Source organism: Flavobacterium sp. Flavsp81 (assembly GCF_059491325.1).
In genome coordinates this window covers 3,271,967-3,296,825 of sequence record NZ_CP168505.1, presented here as the reverse complement: position 1 = coordinate 3,296,825, position 24,859 = coordinate 3,271,967, and the positions used below count along the sequence as shown (strand labels likewise).

The 24,859-nt window shown below is 33.0% G+C and carries 21 protein-coding genes; 7 read left to right on the top strand and 14 right to left on the bottom strand.

The window, feature by feature from the left end; translation table 11 throughout:
- Positions 1-27 precede the first annotated feature (27 nt).
- Entirely contained in the window at positions 28-3,876 is a 3,849-nt protein-coding gene (locus tag ACEN92_RS13805) for a DUF8693 domain-containing protein (RefSeq protein ID WP_495638936.1), read from the top strand.
- Here the strand turns inward: ACEN92_RS13805 and ACEN92_RS13800 are convergent.
- From ACEN92_RS13800 to ACEN92_RS13785, 4 genes are all read right to left on the bottom strand, one after another.
- Entirely contained in the window at positions 3,873-4,739 is an 867-nt protein-coding gene (locus ACEN92_RS13800) for a cupin-like domain-containing protein (RefSeq protein ID WP_495638935.1), read from the bottom strand. The genes ACEN92_RS13805 and ACEN92_RS13800 overlap by 4 nt on opposite strands.
- Before the next feature lie 82 nt (positions 4,740-4,821).
- Complete coding sequence (gene bioB / locus ACEN92_RS13795) at positions 4,822-5,910, bottom strand: biotin synthase BioB (RefSeq protein ID WP_495638934.1); 1,089 nt, start codon at positions 5,908-5,910, stop codon at positions 4,822-4,824.
- Between the two features lie 172 nt (positions 5,911-6,082).
- Entirely contained in the window at positions 6,083-6,520 is a 438-nt protein-coding gene (locus ACEN92_RS13790) for a hypothetical protein (RefSeq protein ID WP_495638933.1), read from the bottom strand.
- Between the two features lie 110 nt (positions 6,521-6,630).
- Positions 6,631-7,560 carry a bifunctional riboflavin kinase/FAD synthetase gene (locus ACEN92_RS13785; protein WP_495638932.1) on the bottom strand — a complete coding sequence of 310 codons (930 nt, stop codon included), beginning with the start codon at positions 7,558-7,560 and terminating at the stop codon, positions 6,631-6,633.
- Positions 7,561-7,755: 195 nt separating this feature from the next.
- Between ACEN92_RS13785 and ACEN92_RS13780 the strand changes: the two genes are divergently transcribed.
- The gene (locus ACEN92_RS13780; RefSeq protein ID WP_495638931.1) at positions 7,756-10,422 is read left to right on the top strand and encodes a zinc-dependent metalloprotease; all 2,667 of its coding nucleotides are present in this window, start codon (positions 7,756-7,758) and stop codon (positions 10,420-10,422) included.
- A gap of 2 nt (positions 10,423-10,424) precedes the next feature.
- Here the strand turns inward: ACEN92_RS13780 and ACEN92_RS13775 are convergent, their stop codons facing one another.
- A complete protein-coding gene (locus ACEN92_RS13775) occupies positions 10,425-11,108 on the bottom strand; it encodes a ComF family protein (RefSeq protein ID WP_495638930.1) in 684 nt (227 codons plus the stop codon).
- Positions 11,109-11,565: 457 nt separating this feature from the next.
- On the opposite strand from ACEN92_RS13775, the gene ACEN92_RS13770 reads away from it, so the two are divergent.
- From ACEN92_RS13770 to ACEN92_RS13750, 5 genes are all read left to right on the top strand, one after another.
- The gene (locus tag ACEN92_RS13770; protein ID WP_495638929.1) at positions 11,566-13,107 is read left to right on the top strand and encodes a glycine--tRNA ligase; all 1,542 of its coding nucleotides are present in this window, start codon (positions 11,566-11,568) and stop codon (positions 13,105-13,107) included.
- Between the two features lie 186 nt (positions 13,108-13,293).
- Entirely contained in the window at positions 13,294-14,103 is an 810-nt protein-coding gene (locus ACEN92_RS13765) for a LytR/AlgR family response regulator transcription factor (RefSeq protein ID WP_495638928.1), read from the top strand.
- A 173-nt stretch (positions 14,104-14,276) separates the two neighbouring features.
- Entirely contained in the window at positions 14,277-14,516 is a 240-nt protein-coding gene (locus ACEN92_RS13760; RefSeq protein WP_495638927.1) for a 3-oxoacyl-ACP reductase, read from the top strand.
- A gap of 100 nt (positions 14,517-14,616) precedes the next feature.
- The gene (locus tag ACEN92_RS13755; protein WP_495638926.1) at positions 14,617-16,665 is read left to right on the top strand and encodes an ATP-binding protein; all 2,049 of its coding nucleotides are present in this window, start codon (positions 14,617-14,619) and stop codon (positions 16,663-16,665) included.
- The gene (locus tag ACEN92_RS13750; protein WP_495638925.1) at positions 16,655-17,347 is read left to right on the top strand and encodes a response regulator; all 693 of its coding nucleotides are present in this window, start codon (positions 16,655-16,657) and stop codon (positions 17,345-17,347) included. The genes ACEN92_RS13755 and ACEN92_RS13750 overlap by 11 nt, the downstream gene beginning before the upstream one ends.
- A gap of 71 nt (positions 17,348-17,418) precedes the next feature.
- Here ACEN92_RS13750 and thiL read toward each other — a convergent pair whose 3' ends face one another.
- From thiL to ACEN92_RS13705, 9 genes are all read right to left on the bottom strand, one after another.
- Complete coding sequence (gene thiL / locus ACEN92_RS13745; protein WP_495638924.1) at positions 17,419-18,465, bottom strand: thiamine-phosphate kinase; 1,047 nt, start codon at positions 18,463-18,465, stop codon at positions 17,419-17,421.
- A gap of 280 nt (positions 18,466-18,745) precedes the next feature.
- Positions 18,746-19,657, bottom strand: coding sequence for an NAD(P)/FAD-dependent oxidoreductase (locus ACEN92_RS13740; protein ID WP_495638923.1), 912 nt, complete (start codon positions 19,655-19,657; stop codon positions 18,746-18,748).
- An 88-nt stretch (positions 19,658-19,745) separates the two neighbouring features.
- The gene (locus tag ACEN92_RS13735; protein WP_495638922.1) at positions 19,746-19,967 is read right to left on the bottom strand and encodes a hypothetical protein; all 222 of its coding nucleotides are present in this window, start codon (positions 19,965-19,967) and stop codon (positions 19,746-19,748) included.
- A gap of 10 nt (positions 19,968-19,977) precedes the next feature.
- Positions 19,978-20,574, bottom strand: coding sequence for a short chain dehydrogenase (locus ACEN92_RS13730; protein ID WP_495638921.1), 597 nt, complete (start codon positions 20,572-20,574; stop codon positions 19,978-19,980).
- 177 nt (positions 20,575-20,751) lie between these two features.
- A complete protein-coding gene (locus tag ACEN92_RS13725) occupies positions 20,752-21,603 on the bottom strand; it encodes an AraC family transcriptional regulator (protein WP_495638920.1) in 852 nt (283 codons plus the stop codon).
- Between the two features lie 117 nt (positions 21,604-21,720).
- The gene (locus ACEN92_RS13720) at positions 21,721-22,287 is read right to left on the bottom strand and encodes a hypothetical protein (RefSeq protein ID WP_495638919.1); all 567 of its coding nucleotides are present in this window, start codon (positions 22,285-22,287) and stop codon (positions 21,721-21,723) included.
- 177 nt (positions 22,288-22,464) lie between these two features.
- Positions 22,465-23,253, bottom strand: a complete 789-nt coding sequence (locus ACEN92_RS13715; protein WP_495638918.1) for a hypothetical protein — start codon at positions 23,251-23,253, stop codon at positions 22,465-22,467.
- Positions 23,254-23,402: 149 nt separating this feature from the next.
- Positions 23,403-24,143 carry a DUF2625 family protein gene (locus ACEN92_RS13710; RefSeq protein ID WP_495638917.1) on the bottom strand — a complete coding sequence of 247 codons (741 nt, stop codon included), beginning with the start codon at positions 24,141-24,143 and terminating at the stop codon, positions 23,403-23,405.
- A gap of 170 nt (positions 24,144-24,313) precedes the next feature.
- Positions 24,314-24,823: a DUF805 domain-containing protein gene (locus ACEN92_RS13705; RefSeq protein WP_495638916.1), complete on the bottom strand. Its 510-nt coding sequence runs from the start codon at positions 24,821-24,823 to the stop codon at positions 24,314-24,316.
- Positions 24,824-24,859 lie beyond the last annotated feature (36 nt).

The following is a 24,859-nucleotide window of genomic DNA, read 5'->3' as shown; positions in this document are numbered from 1 at the left end:
AAATTTACTGACAAACTTTATATTTTGATGCCAAAATTCCATTATTCAATTGCATTTATTTTTTTCTTTTTTAGTATAACTGATAACGCACAGCAAGGGAAATTAGATAATAGTTTTAATACCTATGACGATGGTCTTAACGGAGATGGTTTCGATAATGCTGTCAGAACCTTGTCAAAACAAACTGACGGTAACTTAATTATTGGTGGCGATTTTTTGAATTTTAATGGAAAACCGCTTCAATATCTGACACGATTGAAACCTGATGGAACTGTAGATCCGGATTTTGATACTGGTACTGGTTTTAACGGAAAAATATATTCAACTTATGTTCAATCTGACGGTAAAATTATTGTTGGAGGTAATTTTACCAGCTATAATGGTGTTCTTTCAGGCAGATTAATCCGTCTGAATAATGATGGCTCACATGATACAACTTTTAATACTTCACAAGCAGCAAGTTCCGGTATCATAAACCAGATCATAGAACAATCAGATGGTAAAATTATAATTGTTGGAAGCTTTACAAAATATGATGGAATTACTGTTAACAGAGTTGCCAGAATTTTACCCAACGGTAATTTAGATCCCGGTTTTTTAACAGGATCTGGAGCACCTGCCAGCATAAATAGCATACAAATTCAAACAGACGGTAAAATTATTTTGGCGGGCAATTTCATCAGGTTTAATGGTATTGATGTAAACAAAATTATTCGTTTGAATCCGGATGGGAGTATGGATGCCACTTTTAACATTGGTACAGGCTTTAATCAGGACATAAATACAATGGTTTTGCAATCAGATGGAAAAATTATTATTGGTGGAGAATTTACAGATTATAATGGTATTGTAGCAAATAGAATTATTCGTTTAAATTCAGATGGGACAATTGATTCTGGTTTTTTGTCGGGAACAGGTTTAAGTAATGGCTCAGTTTACGTTATAAAAATTGACGCTTTAGGGAATATTATGTTAGGAGGTTCATTTACTGATTTATATAATGGATCAGAAGTAAACCGATTACTTTTTTTGAATACAAATGGAAATGTTAAAACTGATTTTAACATAGGCTCCGGACCGGCTTCTGCATCGGTTTTGGCTTTAAATAATTCTTCAGATGGTTCTTGGTTCGTTGGAGGTTCTTTCTCTGTTTTTGATTCTCAAAATCAGGGAAGATTGTCTAAAATTGATAGCAATGGGATACATGATTCCGGATATCTTTCTGCAGGAGTTGGTTTTGATAATTCAGTTTTAAAAGTATTACCATTATCAGATAATAAAACAATGGTTTTTGGCAATTTTTCGAGGTTCAATGATGCTGCTTCTTCAAAAATTGCACGGCTTTCAACAGATGGAGAACTGGATATTACTTTTAATTCTGGTGAAACCGGGGCTAATAATGCCATAAAAACAGCTGCACAACAATTAGATGGCAAAATGATTATAGCGGGAAATTTTACAAGTTATAATAATACAATTTGCAATCGTATAGCACGAATTTTCCCCAATGGTAATTTAGATCCTGGTTTTGTCCCGGGAAGTGGCTGCAATAGTCAGGTGTATGCTGTAACTATTCAATCAGATCAAAAGATTTTACTGGCAGGAAGTTTTACAAAATATAATGGAATATCAGTAGGTCATGTTGTACGATTAATGCAGGACGGAACTATTGATACCGGTTTTAATACTGTTTTAGGTTCAGATGCCGCTATAGATGCAATATTAATCCAACCTGATGGTAAAATTTTATTAGGCGGAAGATTTGATACGTTTAACGGAATTGAATATTCCAGATTAATACGATTAAATTCTGACGGAAGTATAGATAATAATTTTTCTGTGGGAACCGGATTTGATAAAAATGTATATGCCTTAGACCTGCAGTCTGATGGAAAAATTATTGTAGGCGGTTCGTTTTTAAATTATAATGGAGTATCGAAAAAGCGGATTTTAAGATTATATCCGAATGGAACTTTAGATACAACTTTCCAATCAGGAACGGGTTTTAGCAATGGAGATGTTAGAAATATTTTGGTACAGCCCGATGACCGAATTTTAGTTGGAGGTGTTTTTTCAGGAAACTATGACGGAACACATGCTTTACGCTTAATACGCTTGTCAGCAAAAGGGACTATCGATCCCTCGTTCAATGCAAGTCTTAATAATACTTTGTTTTCGATGGGGTTTACTGCTGATTTTAAACTGCTGATCGGGGGTAATTTTAATTCGGTTTCAGGAGTTGCAAAACACAGAATTGCCCGATTAAAATTATGTAACAACAGTTCAAAATGGGATGGCTCCGGATGGTCTAATGGAATTCCTTCAGGAGGGAAAGAATTAACTTTCGAAGAAAATTATCAATTTTCTACTTCTTCAAATGCATGTTGCTGTATGATAAATTCAGGAAAAACGGTAACAATTTCCAATGGAAGTACTTTAGGATTGAGCTTTAATTATTCAGGAAACGGAATCCTGGTTTTAGAAGATACGGCATCTTTATATCAATCTGATAATGAAATGGTGAATACAGGAATTATTCATTTCAAACGAAAGACAAAACCCATTTTAAAATTTGATTATACGTATTGGTCTTCACCCGTAGAAAGTAACAAACTAATCAATGTTTCGCCAACTACTTTGTCAGATAAGTTTTTTTCTTTTGATGCAGATGCAAACCATTGGATAAATGAAGTTCCATCAACTGTAATGGCTATAGGAAAAGGATACATTATTCGCGGACCACAGGATTTTTCTACGACAGTTCCTGAAAAATATGAAGCTGTTTTTAAAGGAATTCCAGTTAACGGAATAGTCAAAACCAATATTGGCAATAATGATAGTTTCAATTTAATTGGAAATCCATATCCTTCAGCTGTTGATGCAGATGTTTTTTTAAAAGCAAATTCTGAGATTATCACAGGAACTCTTTATTTCTGGACACATAATACTCCTGTTACCAATAAAAAGTATACTTCAGATGATTATGCTGTTTATAATTTACTGGGTGGCGTAGGTACCAGAAAAGCTTTAGCTTCGGGAGAGAATGAAACTTTACCGAATGGGACAATTACTTCGGGGCAATCTTTTTTTGTTCAGAGCGCAGAATCTGGTGAGGTAAAATTTGAAGACAGTATGCGAATTTTAGAAAATAATTCGAGTTTTTTTAAGCCAGGTAAAGTTAAAGGAACGAAAAAAATTAATGACCCGGAAAAAAACAGAATCTGGTTGAATTTATCCAATGAAGAAAATGCTTTTAAACAACTGTTGATTGGTTATACAGAAAGCGCTACCAATAACTATGACAAAGCTTTTGATGGTGAATTTTTTGATGGGAATCAGTATGTGGGTTTTTATTCTTGTAATGAGAGTAAAAATTGGGTGATTCAGGGTAGAAATTTATCTTTTCAGAATTCAGACGAAGTTGTACTGGGATATAAAACTGAAATCAATGGAAATTTTACAATAAGTATTGATCATCTAGATGGAGATTTTACGAATCAATCAGTTTATCTTGAGGATAAAAACAAAAAACTTCTCCATGATTTAAAGAAGGAGCCCTATATGTTTTCAACAGAAAAAGGAACTTTTGATAATCGTTTTGTTTTAAAATATACTGATGAAATATTAAAAACAAAAGAAGTTTCCCAAAAGGAAAAGGTCATTAAAGTTTACCGTAATCAAAAACAATTAGTTGTAGAATCAACTGGCTCAACTTTACAGGAAGTCCGGGTATTCGACTTGTCAGGTAAATTAATTACGAATCGGCAAACCAATCAAAATATAATAACAATCTCAAATTTAAGACCTGAAAATCAAGTTCTGATTCTTAAAATTAAAACTGATGATAGTCTGGAAACCAGGAAAATAATTTATTAAGTTTGGTTGAGTAAATTTTGATTGGTATTCAGAACGGCCTTTTCATTTTTATAATCAATCCATTTCTGGCCTTTCCATTTTCGCATGAAAACATCAAAGTGGCGCATAATAAGTATGTTATAAATAGCTTTGGATAAATTCGTGATATTTTTAGGAAAGGCACGGAGACTCATCGAAAAACCGGGAGTCAGGTATTTCATGTAATGCCAGTATCCTTCCGGCATATATAACATTTCGCCATGTTTTAATTTGGTAATGTATCCTTCGGCATTTTTAAGAGCAGGGAACTTGTCGTAATCAGGATTATCAAAATCAATGTCTTCTCTTGAAATTAATGCGTGTGGTACTTTGTACAAATATTTTGACTGATCGGGAGCAAAAAGCATACATTGTTTTTCTCCATGAAAATGAAAATGTAAGATATTAGAATAGTCAATATCATAATGCATAAAAACCCTCGAGTTCTCTCCGCCAAAAAACAGCATTGGCAGTTGTTTCACTAATTTCAAACCGATTTCCGGCCATAAAAAATCGTTTTTCAATACAGGTACTTCCTTCATTAAGTTGTGAAGAAAAATGCGGTAATTGGTAGGTTTCTGCTCTAAAAGTGCAATGTAATCGCTCATCTTCATTGTAGTATGCGCTTCATTAAAGCCATCTTCATGATTTACGTGTCTGTCGTCATATAAAGGAACGACAATATCACCTGCGATTTCATTGATATAAGATAATTTCCATTTATGATAAGCTGGCCAATCCTCGGTCAGCTCTTCAATAACAACTGGAATTTGATTTTTTACATATTGGGAAATAAAATCAGATTTTGAGATTTTTTTTACCCTTTCAATTTGGTTTAACTTCATTTCTATAAAATAAAAAAATTGCTTATAACTCTGGGTTACAAGCAATTTAAAAATATTTTTCGAAACTTATGGACTCTATCGCTTAATTTTTTGACTTAATCGAAGCTTCAAGATTTCTTTCAATTGAATGTCCGGGGCGTGACCACTTTGGTTTTTCGCCTAATGGAGCAAATTGTGAATCAGCCGCTTCAACAGTTTGAGGCTGTGAAACCTTAACAAAAGGTTTTTGCGGAATTAATCCTAACATTTCAAACATTTTCATGTCTTCATGAACATCAGGATTTGGCGTTGTAAGCAATTTATCTCCGGCAAAAATAGAATTTGCACCGGCAAAAAAGCACATTGCCTGACCTTCTCGGCTCATATTGGTTCTTCCTGCTGATAAACGTACTTGTGTGTCCGGCATTACAATTCTCGTTGTCGCAACCATACGAATCATTTCCCAGATTTCAACAGGCTTTTCTTCCTCCATCGGTGTTCCTTCAACGGCAACCAATGCATTAATTGGTACTGACTCAGGTTGTGGATTTAAAGTAGAAAGTGCTACAAGCATTCCGGCTCTGTCTTCGATACTTTCTCCCATTCCGATAATTCCGCCACTGCAAACCGTAACATTCGTTTTACGAACATTCTCGATAGTCTGTAAACGGTCTTCAAAACCACGTGTCGAAATTACATCTTTATAATATTCCTCAGAAGTATCTAAGTTGTGATTGTAAGCATATAAACCTGCTTCTGCCAAACGCTGAGCCTGATTTTCGGTAATCATACCTAAAGTACAGCAGACCTCCATATCCAGCTTGTTAATAGTACGAACCATTTCTAAAACCTGGTCAAATTCTTCACCGTCTTTTACGTTTCTCCATGCAGCTCCCATGCAAACGCGGGATGATCCACTGGATTTAGCACGCAAAGCCTGAGCTTTTACCTGACTTACACTCATTAAATCATTTCCTTCAACACCTGTGTTGTAACGGGCTGCCTGCGGGCAATAGCCACAATCTTCAGGACATCCTCCGGTTTTGATAGATAATAATGTCGATACCTGAACGACGTTCGGATCGTGTTTTTGTCTGTGAATTGTTGCTGCTTCATACAACAAGTCCATCATAGGTTTATTATATATGGCGATTATTTCGTCTTTTGTCCAGTTGTGTTTTGTAATGCTCATTGATACATTGTTTTTGATGCTTCAAAAGTAGTTAAATTGTTCTAATCAACCAATGATGATTTTTGTAAATGAATATTTGGCAGTTATTTTCAAAAAAGAAACACTCTAAAATCATAAAAAGATATAATTATATGATTTTAGAGTGTTTAATTTAGAGTTTCATTTTGAAAAATTAATCGGCAGCATATTTGTTATTCCACAGTAACATCAACATTAAGGTTACAATTATACAGGATGCTGTTCCTTCAAAAAGCAGACAAAGGGAATAAGTCATGACTGAAGGTTCTCCTCCAAACATGAACGCCTGAGACAATGATTTTACATAAGTATCTCCGCCTTTGGCATAACTATAAATAATTAGTGCCAGAATACTAAATATAACTCCGGTAAAAGAAGTTATTGTTGCTGATATTGCGTTAGGAACAAAACCGTTTTTCCCTTCGGTAAGGTTCATTTTCAATGTTCTGTTCACGCCATAAAAGATAAAAAGCACATTCAGTAAGCGTAAATAAAATAAATGGGAAAGATTTAAAAGCTCCATTAAGATGAAAAAAACGCCGATTCCCAGGAATATAAAAAAACCGTTAATTATTTCTTTAGGTATTTTCATAATGGTTATTTTTAAGTTAATAGTAAATGATTGACAAACAGTATTCTATCAAATTTACTAAAAAAATAACTAAGATGTTTTAAAATTTACAAAAAGTAAATATTTGGATTTTAAAGCTGGTTCAGAAAAGCCAATGCATTTTTTTTGTCCTGATTTAACTGTTCTTTCAGCAAATCTACTGAACCGAATTTTTGCTCTTCACGAAGGTATTGCAATAAAGAAATTTCGATTTTTTGTCCGTAAATATCAGCATCAAAATCAAAAAGATTCACTTCGATAGTTTGCTTTTGACCATTTACAGTCGGGTTGAAACCAATATTCATCATTCCTGAAACTTCTTTTTGACCGATAAGAGCCTTAACAGTATAAACACCATTTTTCGGAATTAGTTTGTAATCTTCTTCAATCTTGATATTGGCTGTAGGAAAACCGATTGTTCGTCCTAATTGTTTTCCTTTTACAACTTCTCCGGTCAAAAAATAGGCATATCCCAAATATTCGTTGGCTAAAGTCATGTTGCCATCCTGCAATGCTTTTCTGATTTTGGTCGAACTAACTGAAACATCCTGAATTTCCTGGGCTGAAATTTGTTCAACTTCAAAACCATATTCTGCTCCAAAAGCAATTAAATTATCAATATTCGCCGTCCTGTTTCTCCCAAAACGATGATCGTGACCAATAATTATTTTTTGGATATGAAACTGATCTACTAAAATAGAATGTACAAACTCCTCGGCGGTTAACCTTGAGAAATTTTCATTAAAAGGATGAATAACCAGATTCTCAATACCGGATTTTTCCAGAAGTTTAGATTTTTCCGAAATGGTATTCAAAAGTTTTATTTCTGACTTTTCCTGTAAAACCATTCTTGGGTGTGGAAAGAAAGTAAGTACTAAACTCTCGTATTTTCCGTTTTCTGTATTTTGAGTGAGTCTTTCCAGAATTTTTTTATGACCAATATGAACACCATCAAAAGTACCAAGAGTTAGAATTGTTTTCTTGGTCGACTGAAATTCATTAATAGATTCAAAAAGCTTCAAAGCAAATAATTTAGGATGGTGCAAATTTATACTATCTATTTCAAATCTGGCACTAACCCGAATTGATTTTTTAAATTGAAAAGGTTAGATTTTGTGAAAAAGGGCTCATTCATCGATATAAGACAAATATGTGTCGATAATGTATAAGACTTTGAGTTAATTAATTTATTTTTGACTACTAATAACTTTTTGATTATGAAAAAACAACTACTTTTTTTGATACTTATTTTTTGTTGTATTAATATTCATGCTCAAACTAATTTGCTTTGGGAAAAAGTGAATTCGGTTTCCGGTAAAAAAAATGAAAATTCTTCTAATGAGGGAAAGTTATATTATAAATTGAATGAGAGTCTTTTGACTCGGAAAATTGCATCTTCAACAAGTAAATTTTCAACTTCTGAAATCACAATTCCAAATGCAGATGGTGTTCTGGAACGATTCATGGTTTGGGAATCTTCTAATTTCGATCCGGAATTACAAGCGAAATATCCTGAAATCAGAGCTTATGAAGGAACCGGTCTGGATGATAAAACGGCAAAAATTCATTTTAGTGTTGCTCCAATCGGAGTACAAACGATGGTTCTTCGCTCTGATAAGGCATCCGAATTTATTGAGCAGAATCCTGAGAATAAATCCGAATATGTGTTGTTTACATCAAAATACAGAGATAGCTCAAAATCTCCTTTAGCTTGTATGACTAAAGAAGATAATGCAAATAAAAGTTCGTCGGCAAAAACGGCAAAAACAGCATCCAATACACAATCTCTTAAAACATTACGACTGGCAATATCCTGTACAGGAGAATATGCTGCTTTTTTTGGAGGAACAAAAGCCGGTGCTCTGGCAGGAATGAATGCAACAATGACAAGGGTGAATGGTGTTTTTAATAGAGATTTGGCTGTAAAATTAACTTTGATTGCTAATAATGATGCTGTTGTTTATACAGATGCAGGAACAGATCCTTATTCTGATGCAGCAACAGGAATTAATAATGGTGTATGGAATTTACAGGTTCAGCAAACTTTAACCACGGTTCTTGGAAACAGTGCCTATGATATTGGGCATTTATTTGGGCGATCAGGCGGAGGTGGAGATGCAGGTTGTATTGGATGTGTGTGTGTAGATCCGGCGTCATCAACTGATAAAAATGCAAAAGGCAGTGCTTTTACATCTCCTTCAGATAAAATACCACAAGGAGATACTTTTGATATTGATTTTGTAGCACATGAAATGGGGCACCAGTTAGGAGGAACCCATACTTTTTCTTATGCTATTGAAGGAACCGGAGTAAATGTAGAGCCGGGTAGTGGATCTACAATTATGGGATATGCAGGTGTGACAGGTGATTTTGACATTCAAAATACTTCAGATGATTACTTTGCGTATGCAACTATTTCACAAATCCAAAATAACTTAGCTACAAAAACATGCCCGGTGAGTACAGCTGTAATTAATAATCCGCCAATCATAAATGCAGGTTCAGATTATACGATTCCGTTTAATACGCCATTTATTTTAACAGGAACAGGTTCAGATCCCGAAGGAGATTCTGTTACTTATTGTTGGGAGCAAAATGATAGCGCAACAACAACATCAGGAAGTAATAGTATTGCATATCCCGCAAAACCTGACGGACCATTATTTCGTTCTCTTCCTCCAACAGCTTCTCCCATTCGATATATGCCAAGTTTGAGTACAGTACTTCAAAATAGACTAACCACAACTTGGGAATCAGTTTCTTCAATAGCAAGAACTTTGCATTTTTCCTTAACGGGAAGAGATAATGCAGCTTTATTAACTCCTCAGACAAATACAGACAATATGGTAGTTACCGTAAGCTCTGCAATTGGGCCATTTGCAGTAACTTCTCAAAATACAAGTGATATTGGCTGGCAAAAAGGATCGTTTCAAACTATAACCTGGACCGTAAATAATACAAATACACTGTCAGGATCCGGTTCTGTAAATATTAAGTTATCAACGGATGGAGGTTTGACTTTTCCTACACTTTTAGCTTCAGCTACACCAAATGATGGTTCAGAAACTATTACAGTTCCTTTAGATATTGTCGCTACAAATTGCAGGATTTTGATTGAGCCAACAGCGAATATTTATTATGCTTTAAACAGTCACTCTTTTGCTGTAGGATATACAGTGCAAAGCAGCTGTGATACATATAGTTTTGGCAGTGCATTTGCCATTCCTTTTCAAACTGCATTTGTTTCAAAAACAGTCACAGTCCCTGCTTCGACAGGTACAATTTCTGATGTAAATGTATCTGTCAATGTAACACATGACAGATTTTCAGATTTAGAAATTCAAATAGTAAGCCCACAGGGAACGATTGTGAAATTATATGATAAAAATTGTGATATAGTAAGTTCAACCTTATCGCTTGGATATGATGATTCCGGAGTTGATTTGGATTGTTCTAAAACAACGAGTCAGATTGTTTTACCAATTCAATCTTTAAGTGTTTTTAATGGTCAAAATCCGCAAGGTGTCTGGAAATTTCAGGTTCGGGATGCTGTTTCGGGAAATTTCGGAACCATAAACTCTGCATCAGTAAACATTTGCACTCAGACTTTTACTTTGGATACTACTGAATTTGAAGGCGTAGATTTTGCACTGTCTCCAAATCCAAATAAAGGTTATTTTAATGTTCAATTCGAATGCGATTCAACTAAAAGTGTTGAAGTGTTTGTGCATGATATTTCAGGTCGGAAAATTTATGATAAAACGTATGACAAATCACCTTATTTTAATCAAAATATTCAATTGTCAAAACCGTCTCTGGGATTGTATTTTGTAACCATAATAAATGGAGATAAAAGAATTGTCAAAAAAATATTGGTTAACTAAATTTAGGAGTGTGCCATTGCCATGCAGACAATACTGATTTTTGCTCCCGGAATTTTCTGCAAAGTCTGGGAACAGGCTTCAAGTGTTGATCCTGTTGTGATTACATCATCAACGATTAAAAAATGCTTGTTGTGATTTGCTTCTGAATAGTTCACATCAAATGCATTTTTTATCCCTTCTGACCTGCCTGAAAGATTTTTTTTGGATTGTGTCTTGGCATATTTTTTTCGAAATAAAATGGAATCGTCGTAAACGATATCCAAACCTTCAGCCAAAGCTTTTCCGAAAGTAGTTACCTGATTGTAGCCGCGTTCTTTAAATTTTTTTTGATGTAAAGGAACGGGAATTACAATATCAAAAGGAATTTTAAGGTTTAATTCTTTTAAATCTTCTACATACCAATAACCCAGAACAGTCCCTGTTTCTTCGTATCCTTTATATTTCAAATTGTGAATGAGTTCCTGTACAATTCCCTTTTTGTTAAAATATAAAAGCGCCGATGCATATTCGATATCAATTTTACCATAGAATTTATTGAAAGCTTCGTTTTTAGGATCTAAATGATGCTGCGTTAAAGGCATTTCATGTCGGCAATTGGTGCAAACAGCAGTTTCATTGGTCATTAAAAGTGCATGACAGCCTGCACAAAGTTTAGGAAAAAACAGATTAATAAGATAATTAAACACAGTTGAATAAATTAAGTTGAAGAATTGATAAGTAATAGTAAGAGTCTTTGATATCTAATTAATAAAATACCTTATTGACTTTTGAATAAATATAACTAAAATATTAATTTTAATACAAATATTTTTACAAGAAAATAACTTGTTAGCTTTAAAATCTAACTAATAAACTTATTTAGAGTCAGTGAATCAGTCAATTACTATTTGAACAAAGAGGAGTGCAGATTTCCAGATCATAATTTTTGTACACTGGTTTTAGGGTATGAATATTTAAACTGATAAAAAGCAGAGGATTTAAATAGAAAGATGGGAACTTATGGGTTTGATTTATAGAAAAAATTATTAATTTCTGTCCTTAAACAGAAAAACCGGGATTTATTTATGGAAATTTAAAAATCAAGGGTCAATCTTCAACTATTTTTCTTTTTTTTAAACTCACTTTTTATATTTTTGCATCACTATGGCAAAACAAGAAGATATATTTAAGAATGTGGTTTCGCACGCAAAAGAGTACGGATTTATTTTTCCGTCAAGCGAAGTTTACGACGGATTGAGTGCTGTCTATGATTATGCACAAAATGGTGTCGAATTAAAAAAGAATATTCGTGAATATTGGTGGAAATCAATGGTTCAGATGAATGAAAATATTGTCGGCCTTGATGCTGCAATATTAATGCATCCGACTACCTGGAAAGCTTCAGGCCACGTTGATGCATTCAATGATCCGTTAATTGATAATAAAGATTCGAAAAAAAGATATAGAGCTGATGTTTTGGTTGAAGATTATGCTGAAAAGCTTAATGTGAAAGCAAAAAAGGAAATCGAAAAAGCAAAAGAACGTTTTGGTGATGCTTTTAATGAGCAGGAATTTATTACTACTAATGCACGTGTGGTTGAATACCTTGCAAAAGAAAGAGAAATTCTGGAAAGATTAGCAAGATCTTTAGGAAATGAAGATTTAGCTGATGTAAAAGCTTTAATCGAAGAATTAGAAATTGCTGATCCTGATACAGGTTCTAAAAACTGGACAGAAGTACGTCAGTTCAACCTGATGTTCGGAACTAAATTAGGTGCTTCCGCAGATTCAGCAATGGATTTGTATTTGCGCCCGGAAACGGCTCAGGGTATTTTTGTGAATTTCCTGAACGTACAGAAATCAGGGCGTATGAAAGTTCCTTTTGGAATTGCTCAAACGGGTAAAGCATTTAGAAATGAAATTGTTGCAAGACAATTCATCTTCCGTATGCGTGAATTTGAACAAATGGAAATGCAGTTTTTTGTACGTCCGGGTGAAGAAATGCAATGGTATGAACACTGGAAAACAACTCGTTTAAACTGGCATTTATCTTTAGGATTAGGAAAAGAAAATTACCGTTTTCATGACCACGAAAAATTAGCACACTACGCAAATGCAGCGGCTGATATCGAATTTAATTTTCCTTTTGGATTCAAAGAACTGGAAGGAATTCACTCTCGTACAGATTTTGACTTAAAAGCACACGAAAAATTTTCAGGAAGGAAATTGCAATATTTCGATGCTGAATTAAATCAAAACTATGTGCCTTATGTAGTAGAAACTTCTGTAGGTTTAGATCGTATGTTCCTGGCAGTTTTTGCTACTTCATTACAGGAAGAAACTCTTGAAGATGGTTCTACAAGAACTGTTCTTAAATTACCATCAGTTTTAGCACCGACAAAAGCAGCTGTTTTACCATTGGTTAAAAAAGACGGATTGCCGGAAATTTCTAAAAAAATTATCGAAGATTTAAAATGGGATTTCAATGTTGCTTATGATGAAAAAGATGCAGTGGGACGTCGTTACAGAAGACAGGATGCTTTAGGGACTCCATTCTGTATTACGGTAGATCATCAGACTCTTGAAGACGAAACAGTAACAATTCGCCACAGGGATACAATGAAACAAGACAGGGTAAAAATTTCTGAATTGAGAGCTATTATCGAAAATGAAGTTTCGATGAAAAACTGGTTAATGAAAATGTAAGTTTTAAATTTCAAAATATAAATCCCAAATTCCTTTTTAGGAGTTTGGGATTTTTTTTGTTTATCTTTTCAACCTGTATTTAATGACGTCTGTTAAGAGTTTGAAATATTTTTATAACTTTATATGTTTTATTTTAACAAAATACCAAAACAAATTACTGAAGAATCCCAAAATAAATGCTTTAAAATGAATTACACCTACATTATTTTAGACGATGATCCTGATTGTGTTGAAAGAATAAGGACAACGGCAGGCGAATTTCCGGAATTAAATTTTATAGCTTCCGCCAATAATTATACCGATGGTTTGAATCTGGTATTAAAGCATATCCCGGATTTAATCTTTTTAGAAATAGATCCAAAAGACAAAGCGAGCGGACTTTCATTGAATTTAATTAATGGGTTGTTGATGTACTTAAAAGAAATACCAAAAATAGTTATTACAACAAAAAGAAAAGATTTGGCATTTGACTGCATTCAGTACGAAGTAAACGATTATTTGCTGAAGCCTTTAGCTGCAATTGATTTTGTGAAACTAATTCATAAGTTAAACAAATCAAATAGTGAAGATGAAATACTGTTGGTTCAAAATTTAAAACACAAGGGAAAACAAAATCCGGAAGATATTCAAATCAATAAAAATCGTAAATCCTTTATTTTGTGTGTAAAATCATATGGTGATCATCGCTATATTGATTCAAATGAAATTTGTTACTTTCAGGCAGATAATAATTCTACGGATATCCATCTAAAAAATGGAGAGATGATTACGGCTTTTAAAACTCTAAAACATTTCGAGACCGTTTTGTCGAACCCTTTTATCAGAATACATAATAGTTACATTGTGAATCGTAATTATATTTCGAGAATACATACGGGAAATTCATTATGTTATATTAAGAAAACGACTATAAAACTCCCATTTTCAAAGTCTTACAAGGCAAATGTCGATTTTATTATCAGCGAATTTGCGAATGAAAATTACATAGAAACTTAAAATAAAACCATCTGCCCTGATTTGCTATCCATTCACTCATGAACGAATAGCATTGACCATAAACGCCTTTTTTTTAAATGATTATAGAGGTTTAGTGTTTAGTTTTACAAAAGAATTCCAACAGAAACGGAGTCAAAAAATGTAAAAGGTATAACAATATAAACTCAACAATCATGAAAAAATTAGCTTTAACAACCGGATTATTTTCTTTAGTAATGGTATTAACTTCATTTACTGCTCCAGAAACTTCAAATGATATTTTAGTAAAGAATGAAACAGTTAGTATTGATGGAAATCAATCAGCCGGACAAAGTAAGAAAGTAGATATGATGGGAACTGATTTATCAAATCAAAATACTCAATTAAGTATTGATGGAAATCAATCGGCCGGACAAAGCAAAAAAGTGGATTAATTGCTTCTAATTCATACCAATATATAAAGACTGTCTAAATTAGAGAGTCTTTTTTTTTATGCCTAATAGATAGTTTTGTATTTTTGATTAAATCTTAAAGGTGAAGTTGAAAAAATACTATCTTATACTGCTTATTTTTTTTGCTGGTTGTACCAAGCAAAAGGATGGTAGTAACATATCCAGTCATTCTAAAGATAGTCTTGATTTGTATTTGACACTTGCCAATGAATACAGATTGCCGGTACAGATAAAACAAAAGTACAACCGTAAGGCTTTTGAAGTTATTATGGATCAACCCGAGGACTCGTTGAAAAGAGCATATCTTTTTAAGGTCGCCAATCGTTATTTTAATATGCGTGACTGGAATGAATATAATAAAACAGTCAAAATTATTTTAGAAAAAGCACAAAAGGCAAATGATTCCGTTTCAATGTCTAAAGCTTATATTTATCTAGGCGATTATTATACTTCTCAAATCTCTTCAGACAGCGCATTTGCTTATTACTATAAAGCGGAGAAGCTCTATTTAGCAACTGACGATTTTTATAATTTAGCAAAAGCAAGACTAAGTAAGGCTTTATTGCAGTTTAATGAAGGGGATTTTTATGGTAGCGAAAAGGCTGTCTTTAATGCGCTTCGTGTCATTAAAGGAAATAATAATAATGATGTTTTATATGAAGCTTATAATCTGCTCGGAATTTTATACAATGAATTAGGAGAATATGATAAAGCAATTGAGTTTCATAACAAAGCGATTGCCAGTATTGATAAAATTATACCTGTCGAGTTTCAATCGAAAGCAACTTCGTTAAACAATTTAGGATTTGTTTATCAAAACCTGAATGATTACAAAAAAGCTAATTTTTATTTTAAAGAGGGTTTAAAAGAAAAAAATCTTTTTATTGATAAGCCTGAATTATATGCTATTTTACTGGATAATTTAGCTTATTCTCAGTTTAAACTAAATCAGAATCATGAGCTTCCAAACTTATTTTACAAGGCACTTAAGATCAGGGATAGTTTACAGTTAACCGCAGGTATAACAGCCAGTAAAATGCATTTGTCAGAATATTTTGCTTCGGTAAAAGATACTGCCAAAGCTTTACATTATTCAAATCAGGCACTTACAATTTCAAAAAGAACCAAAAATTTTCGAAACGTATTGGTAGCTTTGAAACAGTTATCCCTGATTCAACCGGAAAAAGCCTCAAAATTTTCGGAAGATTATATCCGTATTAATGACAGTTTGCAAAAAGCAGAGCGTAAAATGGGGGATAAGTTTACCCGAATAGAATATGAAACAAACGAAATAAAAAATGAAAATTCCAGTCTGGAGATACAAAACAGGACATTGGTTTATGTTTTTAGTATATTTTCACTTATAGGTTTGTTTTTTTATATTTACAAAATCCAAAAAGCAAAAAACAGGGAACTGCTTTTTAAACAACAGCAGCAAATTGCAAATGAGGATATTTATAATTTGATGATTTCGCAGCAAAATGCAATAGAAACCATGCGAATTAAAGAAAAGAAAAAAGTAGCCCAGGAATTACATGATGGTGTTTTAGGCAGAATGTTTGGTGTTAGGATCAGTTTGGACAGTCTGGATAAATTAGATGAAGATACCGCTGCAGACAAAAGAAAAAAGTATCTGCTTGAGTTAAAAGAGATTGAGCAGGACATTAGAGAAATTTCACACGATTTAAATAGAGAAAAATCAGGATTAATTAATAATTTTGTTGCGATTTTAGAGAAGTTATTTCAAAATCAGGTAAATACATTTAGTACTAAACTGGTTTATAATATTGATTCCAATATCAAATGGGATTTAGTAGGGAATATTATAAAGATTAATTTGTACAGAATAGTTCAGGAAGCGCTTCAGAATGTAAATAAATATGCTCAGGCACAGACGATTAAGGTTGAGTTTAAAAATGAAATCAATTTCCTGGTTTTATTAATATCAGATGATGGAATAGGTTTTAATATTCATAAAACAAAAAAAGGAATCGGTCTGCAGAATATCATATTCAGAACCGCAGAATGTAACGGAAATGCCGAAATACACTCGGCTAAAGGTGAAGGAACTTCAATAATTGTAAAAATACCAATTGATCAAAAAATAAATACAATTCATAATGAAAGCTGATTTAACCACATCGACTAAAAACAAAAACAATATTCTGATAGTAGATGATCATCCATTTATTATTGAGGGTTATAAAAATGCAATTACACGATACGACCCTGCTAAATATGAGTTTTTTATCTCTCAGGCAAAAGACTGTAAATCGGCTTATGGAATTATTACAGATCCTGAATCACCGGTTTTTGATATTGCCTTTCTGGATATTAGCATGCCTGCCTATGATGAAAAAGAAATTTTTTCAGGAGAAGATCTGGCAAAATTAATTTTAGAACACATGCCAAATTGCAAAATTATTTTGCTGACAATGTATACCGAATTATTGAAAATAAAAACGATCATTCGTACGATAAACCCAAGCGGATTAATCATAAAAAACGATTTAACTTTTGATGAATTGCTTTTTGCTTTTGATAAAGTGATAAAAAACGAAAAATATTACAGTCAGTCTGTTGTTAAAATGCTTCATCAGTCTCCTGCTAACTCAATAGAAATAGATGAATTTGACAAACAGATTCTTTTTCATTTATCAAAAGGGACCCTTACAGAAGATATTCCACATTATATTCCTATTTCTTTGATTGCTATTGAACGAAGAAAAACTAACATGAAAGAGTTACTCAAAATAAAATCCGGCTCTGATGAAGAATTGGTAAAAGAAGCGAAAAGCAAAGATCTTTTCTAAAATAAAATTCCAAATTCAAATGACATGACTAGCACTGGAATTTGGAATTTCTTTATTTGGAATTTTTAAAATTATTCGCTTAAAGCATCCCAACCACGGGCTTTTAAGGCAATTTTGGTATTGGCGCGAGTCACTAAATGAATTCCTTCGCTTTCATCAGCCATATGGCCAATAACAGAGAAATTTGGATTTCCTTTTATTTTGTCAAAATCATTAATGTCAATTGTAAATAACAATTCGTAATCTTCACCGCCGTTAATGGCAACAGTCGTACTGTCAATATTGAACTCTTCGCAAGTCGAAATAAACTGTGGATCCAGCGGCAGTTTGTCTTCGTATAAATTACAACCTACTTTTGACTGTTTGCACAAATGAATAATTTCAGAAGATAATCCGTCTGAAATATCAATCATCGAAGTTGGTTTTATTTCAAGGGCATGCAACAAGGTACGAACATCTTTTCGGGCCTCCGGTTTCAACTGACGTTCAATTAAATACGTATAAAGATCCAGGTCAGGCTGACTGTTCGGATTTACCTGAAACACTTGTTTTTCGCGTTCTAAAACCTGTAATCCCATATAAGCAGCACCAATATCACCGGTAACAACCAATAAATCGGTCTGTTTAGCTCCGTTTCTGTATACAATTTCATCTTCGTTGGCTTCACCAATTGCTGTAATGCTGATAATTAAACCTTTTTGTGATGAGGTTGTGTCACCGCCAATAACATCCACTTTGTATTCTTGTGCAGCGTGTGTAATCCCTTCAAATAATTCTTCTAAGGCCTCCAGTGGAAAACGATTAGAAACGGCTACAGAAACCGTTATTTGTGTTGGTTTGGCATTCATTGCGCAAATGTCAGACACATTTACTACAACAGCTTTGTATCCTAAATGTTTTAAAGGCATGTAAGCCAAATCAAAATGTACGCCTTCAATCAGTAAATCGGTCGAAACCACTACTTTTTTATCCTTGAAATCAAGAACAGCAGCATCATCACCGATACTTTTTAAAGTCGACTCTTGCTTAACATCAAAATTTTTGGTTAAATGTTCTATTAAACCAAACTCGCCTAATTGCGCTATACTGGTACGCTGTGGGTTTTTATCTTCAATCATTTTGTCTCTTTATTGCTTTTTTGGTTATTACCAAGGTTGCAAAGGTACGAAGTTGAGGATTTAATAACTATAAACGGAGTTCGATTATAATCTAAATGATGCAATAATATTTCCACAATACTCATGCCTTGTAAATACTTTATCCAATAACTGCAGCAAAACTGATAAAATAAGCGCCGGTTTTGATACCGGGTTTATTTTTACTCATTTATTATTTAAACTAATATTAGGAAATACTTTGTGTTCATGAGCAGGATCTGATAGTATAGGAAGACAGGGATCACTTAAAATGCTCATCAATCAACTCTTTATTTACTGTCATACCCGTTAATGTTCCCATTGCTACTGCATTGGCTACCGTTCGCATTCGTGTTGCATTATCGCCACAGGCAAACACATCTTTTGCAGTTGTTTTTTGAAAAGCATCAATTTTTATATATCCATCTTCGGTTAATTCACACCCCAGTTGTTCAGCAACTGTACAATTTTGCTTAAAAGGAAGTTTGGTATAAATGGCTTTTATGTTTGCTTTTAAGCCATCTTTAAAAATGATGTTTTTGAGGTGTCCATTTATGTGTTCCAATTCCTTGATTTCTTTTTCTACTATTTTTATAGAATGCTTTTCAAGTTCGGTTTTTTGTTCGTCAGTCAGAGTTGAGGCGCCGTTTGTAAAAAGTGTCAAATCTTTTGTCCAGTTCGAAATCAATTTTGAAAACTCAAATCCATATTCGCCATTACCCAAAATACCGGTTATTTCATTTTTTACTTCATAACCGTGGCAATATGGACAATGCAAAACAAAAACACCCCAACATTCAGAAAATCCAACTATTTCAGGCATTATATCTTTAATTCCTGTGGCGAAAATTAATTTGGCAGCTGTAAATTTATCGTCCGATTCGGTTTGAATTTCAAAACCGTTATCAGTTTTCAAACCTCGTGTAACAAAACCATCAAAAAATGTAATGGTATTATAGGCTAATACTTGCTGTTTTGCGAGTATTGAGATTTCTTTTGGTGTCTTGCCGTCTTGCGTTAAAAAATTATGCGAATATGGTGTTTGTCTGTTACAGGGTTTTCCGTTGTCTATGATAAGCACCTTTCTTAATGCTCTGCCCAATGCCATTGCTGTGGCAAGTCCGGCATAACTGCCTCCTATAATAATTACATCAAATTGTTTTGTGTCGGTCATTTCTTTATTTTCTATAAATGATTTAAAATTTAACGGCAATGCAAAGGTTGTTACAAGAATTCCGCTTTGCTTAATAAAAGTTCTTCGGTTAAGATTTGTCACTGTTAGAAATATTTTTCAGCAAAAGATGTAGAAATGGTAATCCCACAAATACTATCCAGGGCACTAATATCAATGTTAGGATCAGAGTTCTTAAATACAATGGAATTTCAGATAAATAACTACCAAATAATACATAAAAAAGTGTTATTGAAGGATAAATTACTACCCAAATTTTGATAGATTGAATAATTTTACTTTTAGTATTCATTTCGATTATTTTATGGTTTAATAATATGTCCTGTTACAGCCCCAAACAAACTTTTCTTAAAGCCAAATTCCAATTGCTTCATCGTTGTTGGAATTTCTCCCGGGAAGTAAGGAAAATAATGGGGTGAATTTTCAATTACTGTTGGACTGACTGCGTTGATACGGATACCATTTGGCAACTCAATTGCAGCAGCTCTTACAAAACCTTCTACTGCTCCGTTTGCTGCTGATGCGTTAGCAAAATTAATTTGCGGTTCGTTTGTTAATGCTCCTGTGATAAGTGTAAATGAACCTTTTGGATTGATGTATTGCTGACCAATTAACACCAAATTAATCTGCCCCATCATTTTTCCTTCAATTCCTGTTCTGAAAGTTTGGTCGTTCAGGTTTTTCCAGGGCCCGACAAAAGTTGTTCCTGCTGTAGAAATCAACGCATCAAAAGCCCCTATCTTAGCAAACATTTCTTCTATTGATTTGGTAGATGTTGTATCTACCTGTATATCTTCTGAAGAACGGCTGGCTCTTATTATTTCATGATTTTCCTTTTCTAACACATTGGCTAAATACTGCCCCATCGTGCCTGATGCACCTACAATTACTATTTTCATATCTTATCTTGTTTTTAATTCTTTACAAAATTAGCTTATGATAAAGGCTGGGTGATAGGACGAAAGTTTAGTTTTGCAGGACATTTTTAAAGTTTTGGATTAATAAAAATGTCGGCAATTTTCTATGGATATTTTTCTAATATTATATCTCAAGACAAAAATTAAATTGAACAGGATTTATTTAAAGTTCTTGCGGAATGCTTCGGGAGAATAATTGGTGTGTTTTTTAAAAAAGCGAATAAAGTAGGAAGGGTCTTCAAATCCTAAATCGAAAGCAATTTGATTGATTTGGTTGGTGGTAGCCAATAGGTTTCTTTTTGCTTCAAGCACAATTTGCTCATTGATAAGTTGTGAGCAGGATTTACCCACAGTTTCTTTGGTTATTTTGTTTAGTTGAAATATAGAAAGATGCATGATTTCGGCATATTGTGCCACTTGCTTATGTGTTACAATATGCTTTTGTAATAGTTCTAATAATTCTTCCAATTGATTTTGGGAATATTTATTGCCATCATTTGTAATTTCTTTCGGGTTCCTGCTCTGTCTTGCCAGTTCGATGAAAAGGATTTCCAAACTTGCTTTGATAACTTCCTTGTAATGATCTTGTTTTTGGTTATATTCTTCAAAAATGAAAGACAATTGCGACAGTAATCTTCTAAACTTCTCAACAGAAAGCGGGCAGTGATTTTTATGACTTACTTTTCGCAAAACAAAATTAACAGGCTCTTCTTTTGGAGTATAAAATTCACGGTTAAATTGGATTAAATACCCTTTGCTGCCTTGTTTTAGTGTGAGTTGATGCACTTGTCCCGGCCGCATAAAAAAAACAGAATAATCGTCAACAGGGTAATTTGTAAAATCAATGCTATGTTCACCCTTTCCTTTTTCTAAAAACAAAACAAAAAAGAAATTGTGTCTGTGCAGTTCTTGCACTAAATCTTTTTCTGAGAGTAAAGTACAAATGTTCCGAATACTAAAACCTTCTGAAAAATCAGGCTCTTTAATTTGTCTTATACTAATTTCTTTCATTCAAATATTCTTTTTCCAAGCTCCAAAATTTACGGTTAAAAGCTGGCATTTTAAGTAGAAACTAACTTTCTATTAAGGCTATTGTCCAAATCCGTTGTAGTTGTTAGGCGTTCTGTTTTATTCGTCTATATCTTCAAATATAAGTAAATTACCATTCTTGTCAATTTCTATTTTTCTCCAAGTTGGCGCATAATTATCTCCATTTGGTTGAAAAAGTTCTCTAATAAATTGATTTTGAGTTTCATAATTCTTAATCCTTTTTGGTCCGTTATAATAATCTTTAGGATTTTCGAAATAATTTTCAGTTTTTAAATCGCTATTATAATTCTTAGACTTTTGAATTTCATTAATTATTTTGTTTTTATCGCAACTTGTAATCTTTAAAGTAAATGTATGATAGTAATCACCAATTCCGAACATTGATTTGTTTTGTATCAGTTCAAATTCATCAATTAGTACAATATTTTGTTCTTTCAAAAGTTCTTTGGCATCATTTTTTGAGAAAAGTTCATCTTCAAAAAATTCAGTTAAAATAAATATTGCTATTAGAATTCCGATTAGAATTGAGAAATATTTACCGAATTTTGGATATCCAAAATTTTTCGGAATCCAAAAGCATAACCAAACGATTCCAGTTATTATTGCAACTAAAATTAGAATTCCAGCAATTAGAAGTATTACCATTTAATTTTATGTTTTTCAACTTTTTTTGGAAAACTGACGTCTCCTGTTTTGGTACTACAGCGGGTTTGGGACTAAATTAAGCTCATTATTCGGATTAGCTAAATCATCCCAAATACAAACTAACTTTCCATTAAGCCAATTGCACAAATCCGTTGTAGTAGCTATTAGCACTAGCCATTATTGAAAGTTAACCGTAACAAAATTTTCAGTGATAACTTTCTTTCCCATTATTTCACCAGGTTTGCACTTTTGGTACTTTTTCAACTCTTTTATAGTAACTCCTAAAAGTTTTTCTCTTTCAGAATCTAAACCATCATTCATGTATTTATTAAGTTTATACCCTATAGGTTTTCCAGATTTATCAATATAAATGTACATGTCTAAATTTAAAAATTGTCCATGTTTGTTTTTTTTGGCATTAAATTTTTTACCTGATAGATAAACTACATTGTTAGTTTCTAAATTGTAAATTTTTGGTTCAACATCGCATTCATATGCGTTAACAGTATCGTTACTTGCTATTATCAATTCATCAGCTTCTTTTAAAAGTTTCTTTCTGAAATCTTTGCCAAACTTTTTTTCGATTGCTTCGTCCATGTAAGCCCCATAACAACCGGATCTTTCATATTCATTATTGAAACTGTCTTCAATTTCATCATAGCCAAATTTTAAATTATATTTTTCACACAATTTTTTTAGCCGCTTAGACTGCCGTGTATTATAACTTCCATGACCAAATCTTAATGTAAACACAAGTTTTCCACTTTCGATTTGAGATTTCGCTAGTTTAATTTCATGCAAGCATAATAAATCTCTGCGGTCAACTTTATGTATATAAGTTTTTATATTCTCAGGCGCTTTAAGCTTTATTATTTCAACTTTGTTATTTCCAATAGTTTTTTCTTCTTGATTGTGTTTACAAGAAAAAAGACTTAATAATAAAAGTGTGAATAATATAAACTTCATGTCCTTATGTTACTTGCTAACGTCCCGCCACTACAGCGGGTTTGGGACTAAATTAAGCCCATTATTCGGATTGGCAAATCATTCCAAATACAAACCAACTCTCCATTAAGCCAATTGCCCAAATCTGTTGTGGTAGTGTTAGTGGCTGTTTATTTTTCTATTCCTAGTTGTTTTCTAAAGTCCAAATTCAGACTGTATTGTTCTTCTATTGGCACATCTTTTTTAGATGTTTTTTCAATATTCCTGACCTCTTTTGTCCATAAGCATGGAACGAAATTAAAAACTCTATCACAATCTAATTTTGCTACATCATCTTTCCACGTTTTCCACCTATAGCCTTTATAAAATTTGTCTAAGTTATTGTTGAAGCAAAAATTTAAAAAGTCCGAATATGTTAAGTCAAGAGGTTCAAATTTTAAAGTGTCAGGTGCCAAATAGTAAATTTTCCCTAAGTCTTTTCCAAGTCCGCCACCGTTCAATAAAAAGAAACCGCCAATTGCATCGTCTGCCACGAGTAAAAATGATGATGGTTGTCCAAATTCAGTAAAACTTTTTCCAAGATTCCATTCAGGCAAACTTCTTTTTAGTTTCTTACTTCCTGAACCAAGAATTCTAATCCAACCATTATCAATTAAAATTCCTCCTGTTTCAAATACAATTGAACCCATTGGCGAACGAGTTGTAATTTGGGTTTTATATAAAGCGTCTTTTGCTTGTTGTTTGTCTACAGATAAGATTTCAACTTTATTTTTTGCTGACTTTATCCATTCTGTTACAAATGGCCAACCAGAATCGTTTTCGTTTATTAGTTCTTCGACAGGACGCATTTTTGTCTGAGAAAATGTTGTTAGTGAAACCAATACTAAAATTATAAATGTAAATTTCTTCATTTGCTGTTTTGTTATAAATAGCGACTAAAGTTCTGGTACTACCGTGGGTTTAGTACTAAATTAATATTATAAACCATCCATATTTACTTATGCTATCTTGAGGCACAACATATAGGCAAAGTTTTTTATCTACAAATTCGGTTAAAATAACTATCCTATCGTGAAATTTTCTAACGTGAACCTGCACTTAAACTGCCTAGTGCGTAAAGTAGAAAATATAAAGCGACCAATGCAAGGCACACAAAAACAATAATAATAATAGAAATAGCAATAATTATAAAGACACCATACTTCTTTTTTCTTGACCATTTTTTAATTAAAGGTTTTTCACAAACTGCATTATGATTTTCAAATAAATATACCTTTGGATCGGCACCAAATTCATTAGAACCTTTTGTGCCTTCCCTACATGCTAAATATAAATTATAAAAAGGTATAAGCATGAAAAACCATTCTTTTTCAACATCATGCATTCTTCTGGCTAAAACTGCTATTGAGGGAATTAAAGTTGCATATAAAAAAATAGAAGACAAAATCGGTATTCCGGTTAATTCGTCGATAATATTCAAAAAAATTGAGACAGCAACACTAACTAAACAATAACACCAATACTCTCTTCTTCTGGCTCGCCCGCTAAATGTTGCGTAGTTCTTCAAAACTCCAACAAAGTTACTTTTCAAATTAAAATGCATTTTTTATTTTTTCTTATTTATATG

Coding starts and splice junctions, on each gene's coding strand:
- ACEN92_RS13770 (WP_495638929.1), top strand. CDS start 11,566: ATGGCAAAACAAGAAGATATATTTAAGAATGTGGTTTCGCACGCAAAA.
- ACEN92_RS13735 (WP_495638922.1), bottom strand. CDS start 19,967: ATGAATACTAAAAGTAAAATTATTCAATCTATCAAAATTTGGGTAGTA.
- ACEN92_RS13715 (WP_495638918.1), bottom strand. CDS start 23,253: ATGAAGTTTATATTATTCACACTTTTATTATTAAGTCTTTTTTCTTGT.
- ACEN92_RS13760 (WP_495638927.1), top strand. CDS start 14,277: ATGAAAAAATTAGCTTTAACAACCGGATTATTTTCTTTAGTAATGGTA.
- thiL (WP_495638924.1), bottom strand. CDS start 18,465: ATGATTGAAGATAAAAACCCACAGCGTACCAGTATAGCGCAATTAGGC.
- ACEN92_RS13765 (WP_495638928.1), top strand. CDS start 13,294: ATGAATTACACCTACATTATTTTAGACGATGATCCTGATTGTGTTGAA.
- ACEN92_RS13805 (WP_495638936.1), top strand. CDS start 28: ATGCCAAAATTCCATTATTCAATTGCATTTATTTTTTTCTTTTTTAGT.
- ACEN92_RS13730 (WP_495638921.1), bottom strand. CDS start 20,574: ATGAAAATAGTAATTGTAGGTGCATCAGGCACGATGGGGCAGTATTTA.
- ACEN92_RS13750 (WP_495638925.1), top strand. CDS start 16,655: ATGAAAGCTGATTTAACCACATCGACTAAAAACAAAAACAATATTCTG.
- ACEN92_RS13710 (WP_495638917.1), bottom strand. CDS start 24,143: ATGAAGAAATTTACATTTATAATTTTAGTATTGGTTTCACTAACAACA.
- ACEN92_RS13790 (WP_495638933.1), bottom strand. CDS start 6,520: ATGAAAATACCTAAAGAAATAATTAACGGTTTTTTTATATTCCTGGGA.
- ACEN92_RS13720 (WP_495638919.1), bottom strand. CDS start 22,287: ATGGTAATACTTCTAATTGCTGGAATTCTAATTTTAGTTGCAATAATA.
- ACEN92_RS13780 (WP_495638931.1), top strand. CDS start 7,756: ATGAAAAAACAACTACTTTTTTTGATACTTATTTTTTGTTGTATTAAT.
- ACEN92_RS13800 (WP_495638935.1), bottom strand. CDS start 4,739: ATGAAGTTAAACCAAATTGAAAGGGTAAAAAAAATCTCAAAATCTGAT.
- bioB (WP_495638934.1), bottom strand. CDS start 5,910: ATGAGCATTACAAAACACAACTGGACAAAAGACGAAATAATCGCCATA.
- ACEN92_RS13725 (WP_495638920.1), bottom strand. CDS start 21,603: ATGAAAGAAATTAGTATAAGACAAATTAAAGAGCCTGATTTTTCAGAA.
- ACEN92_RS13740 (WP_495638923.1), bottom strand. CDS start 19,657: ATGACCGACACAAAACAATTTGATGTAATTATTATAGGAGGCAGTTAT.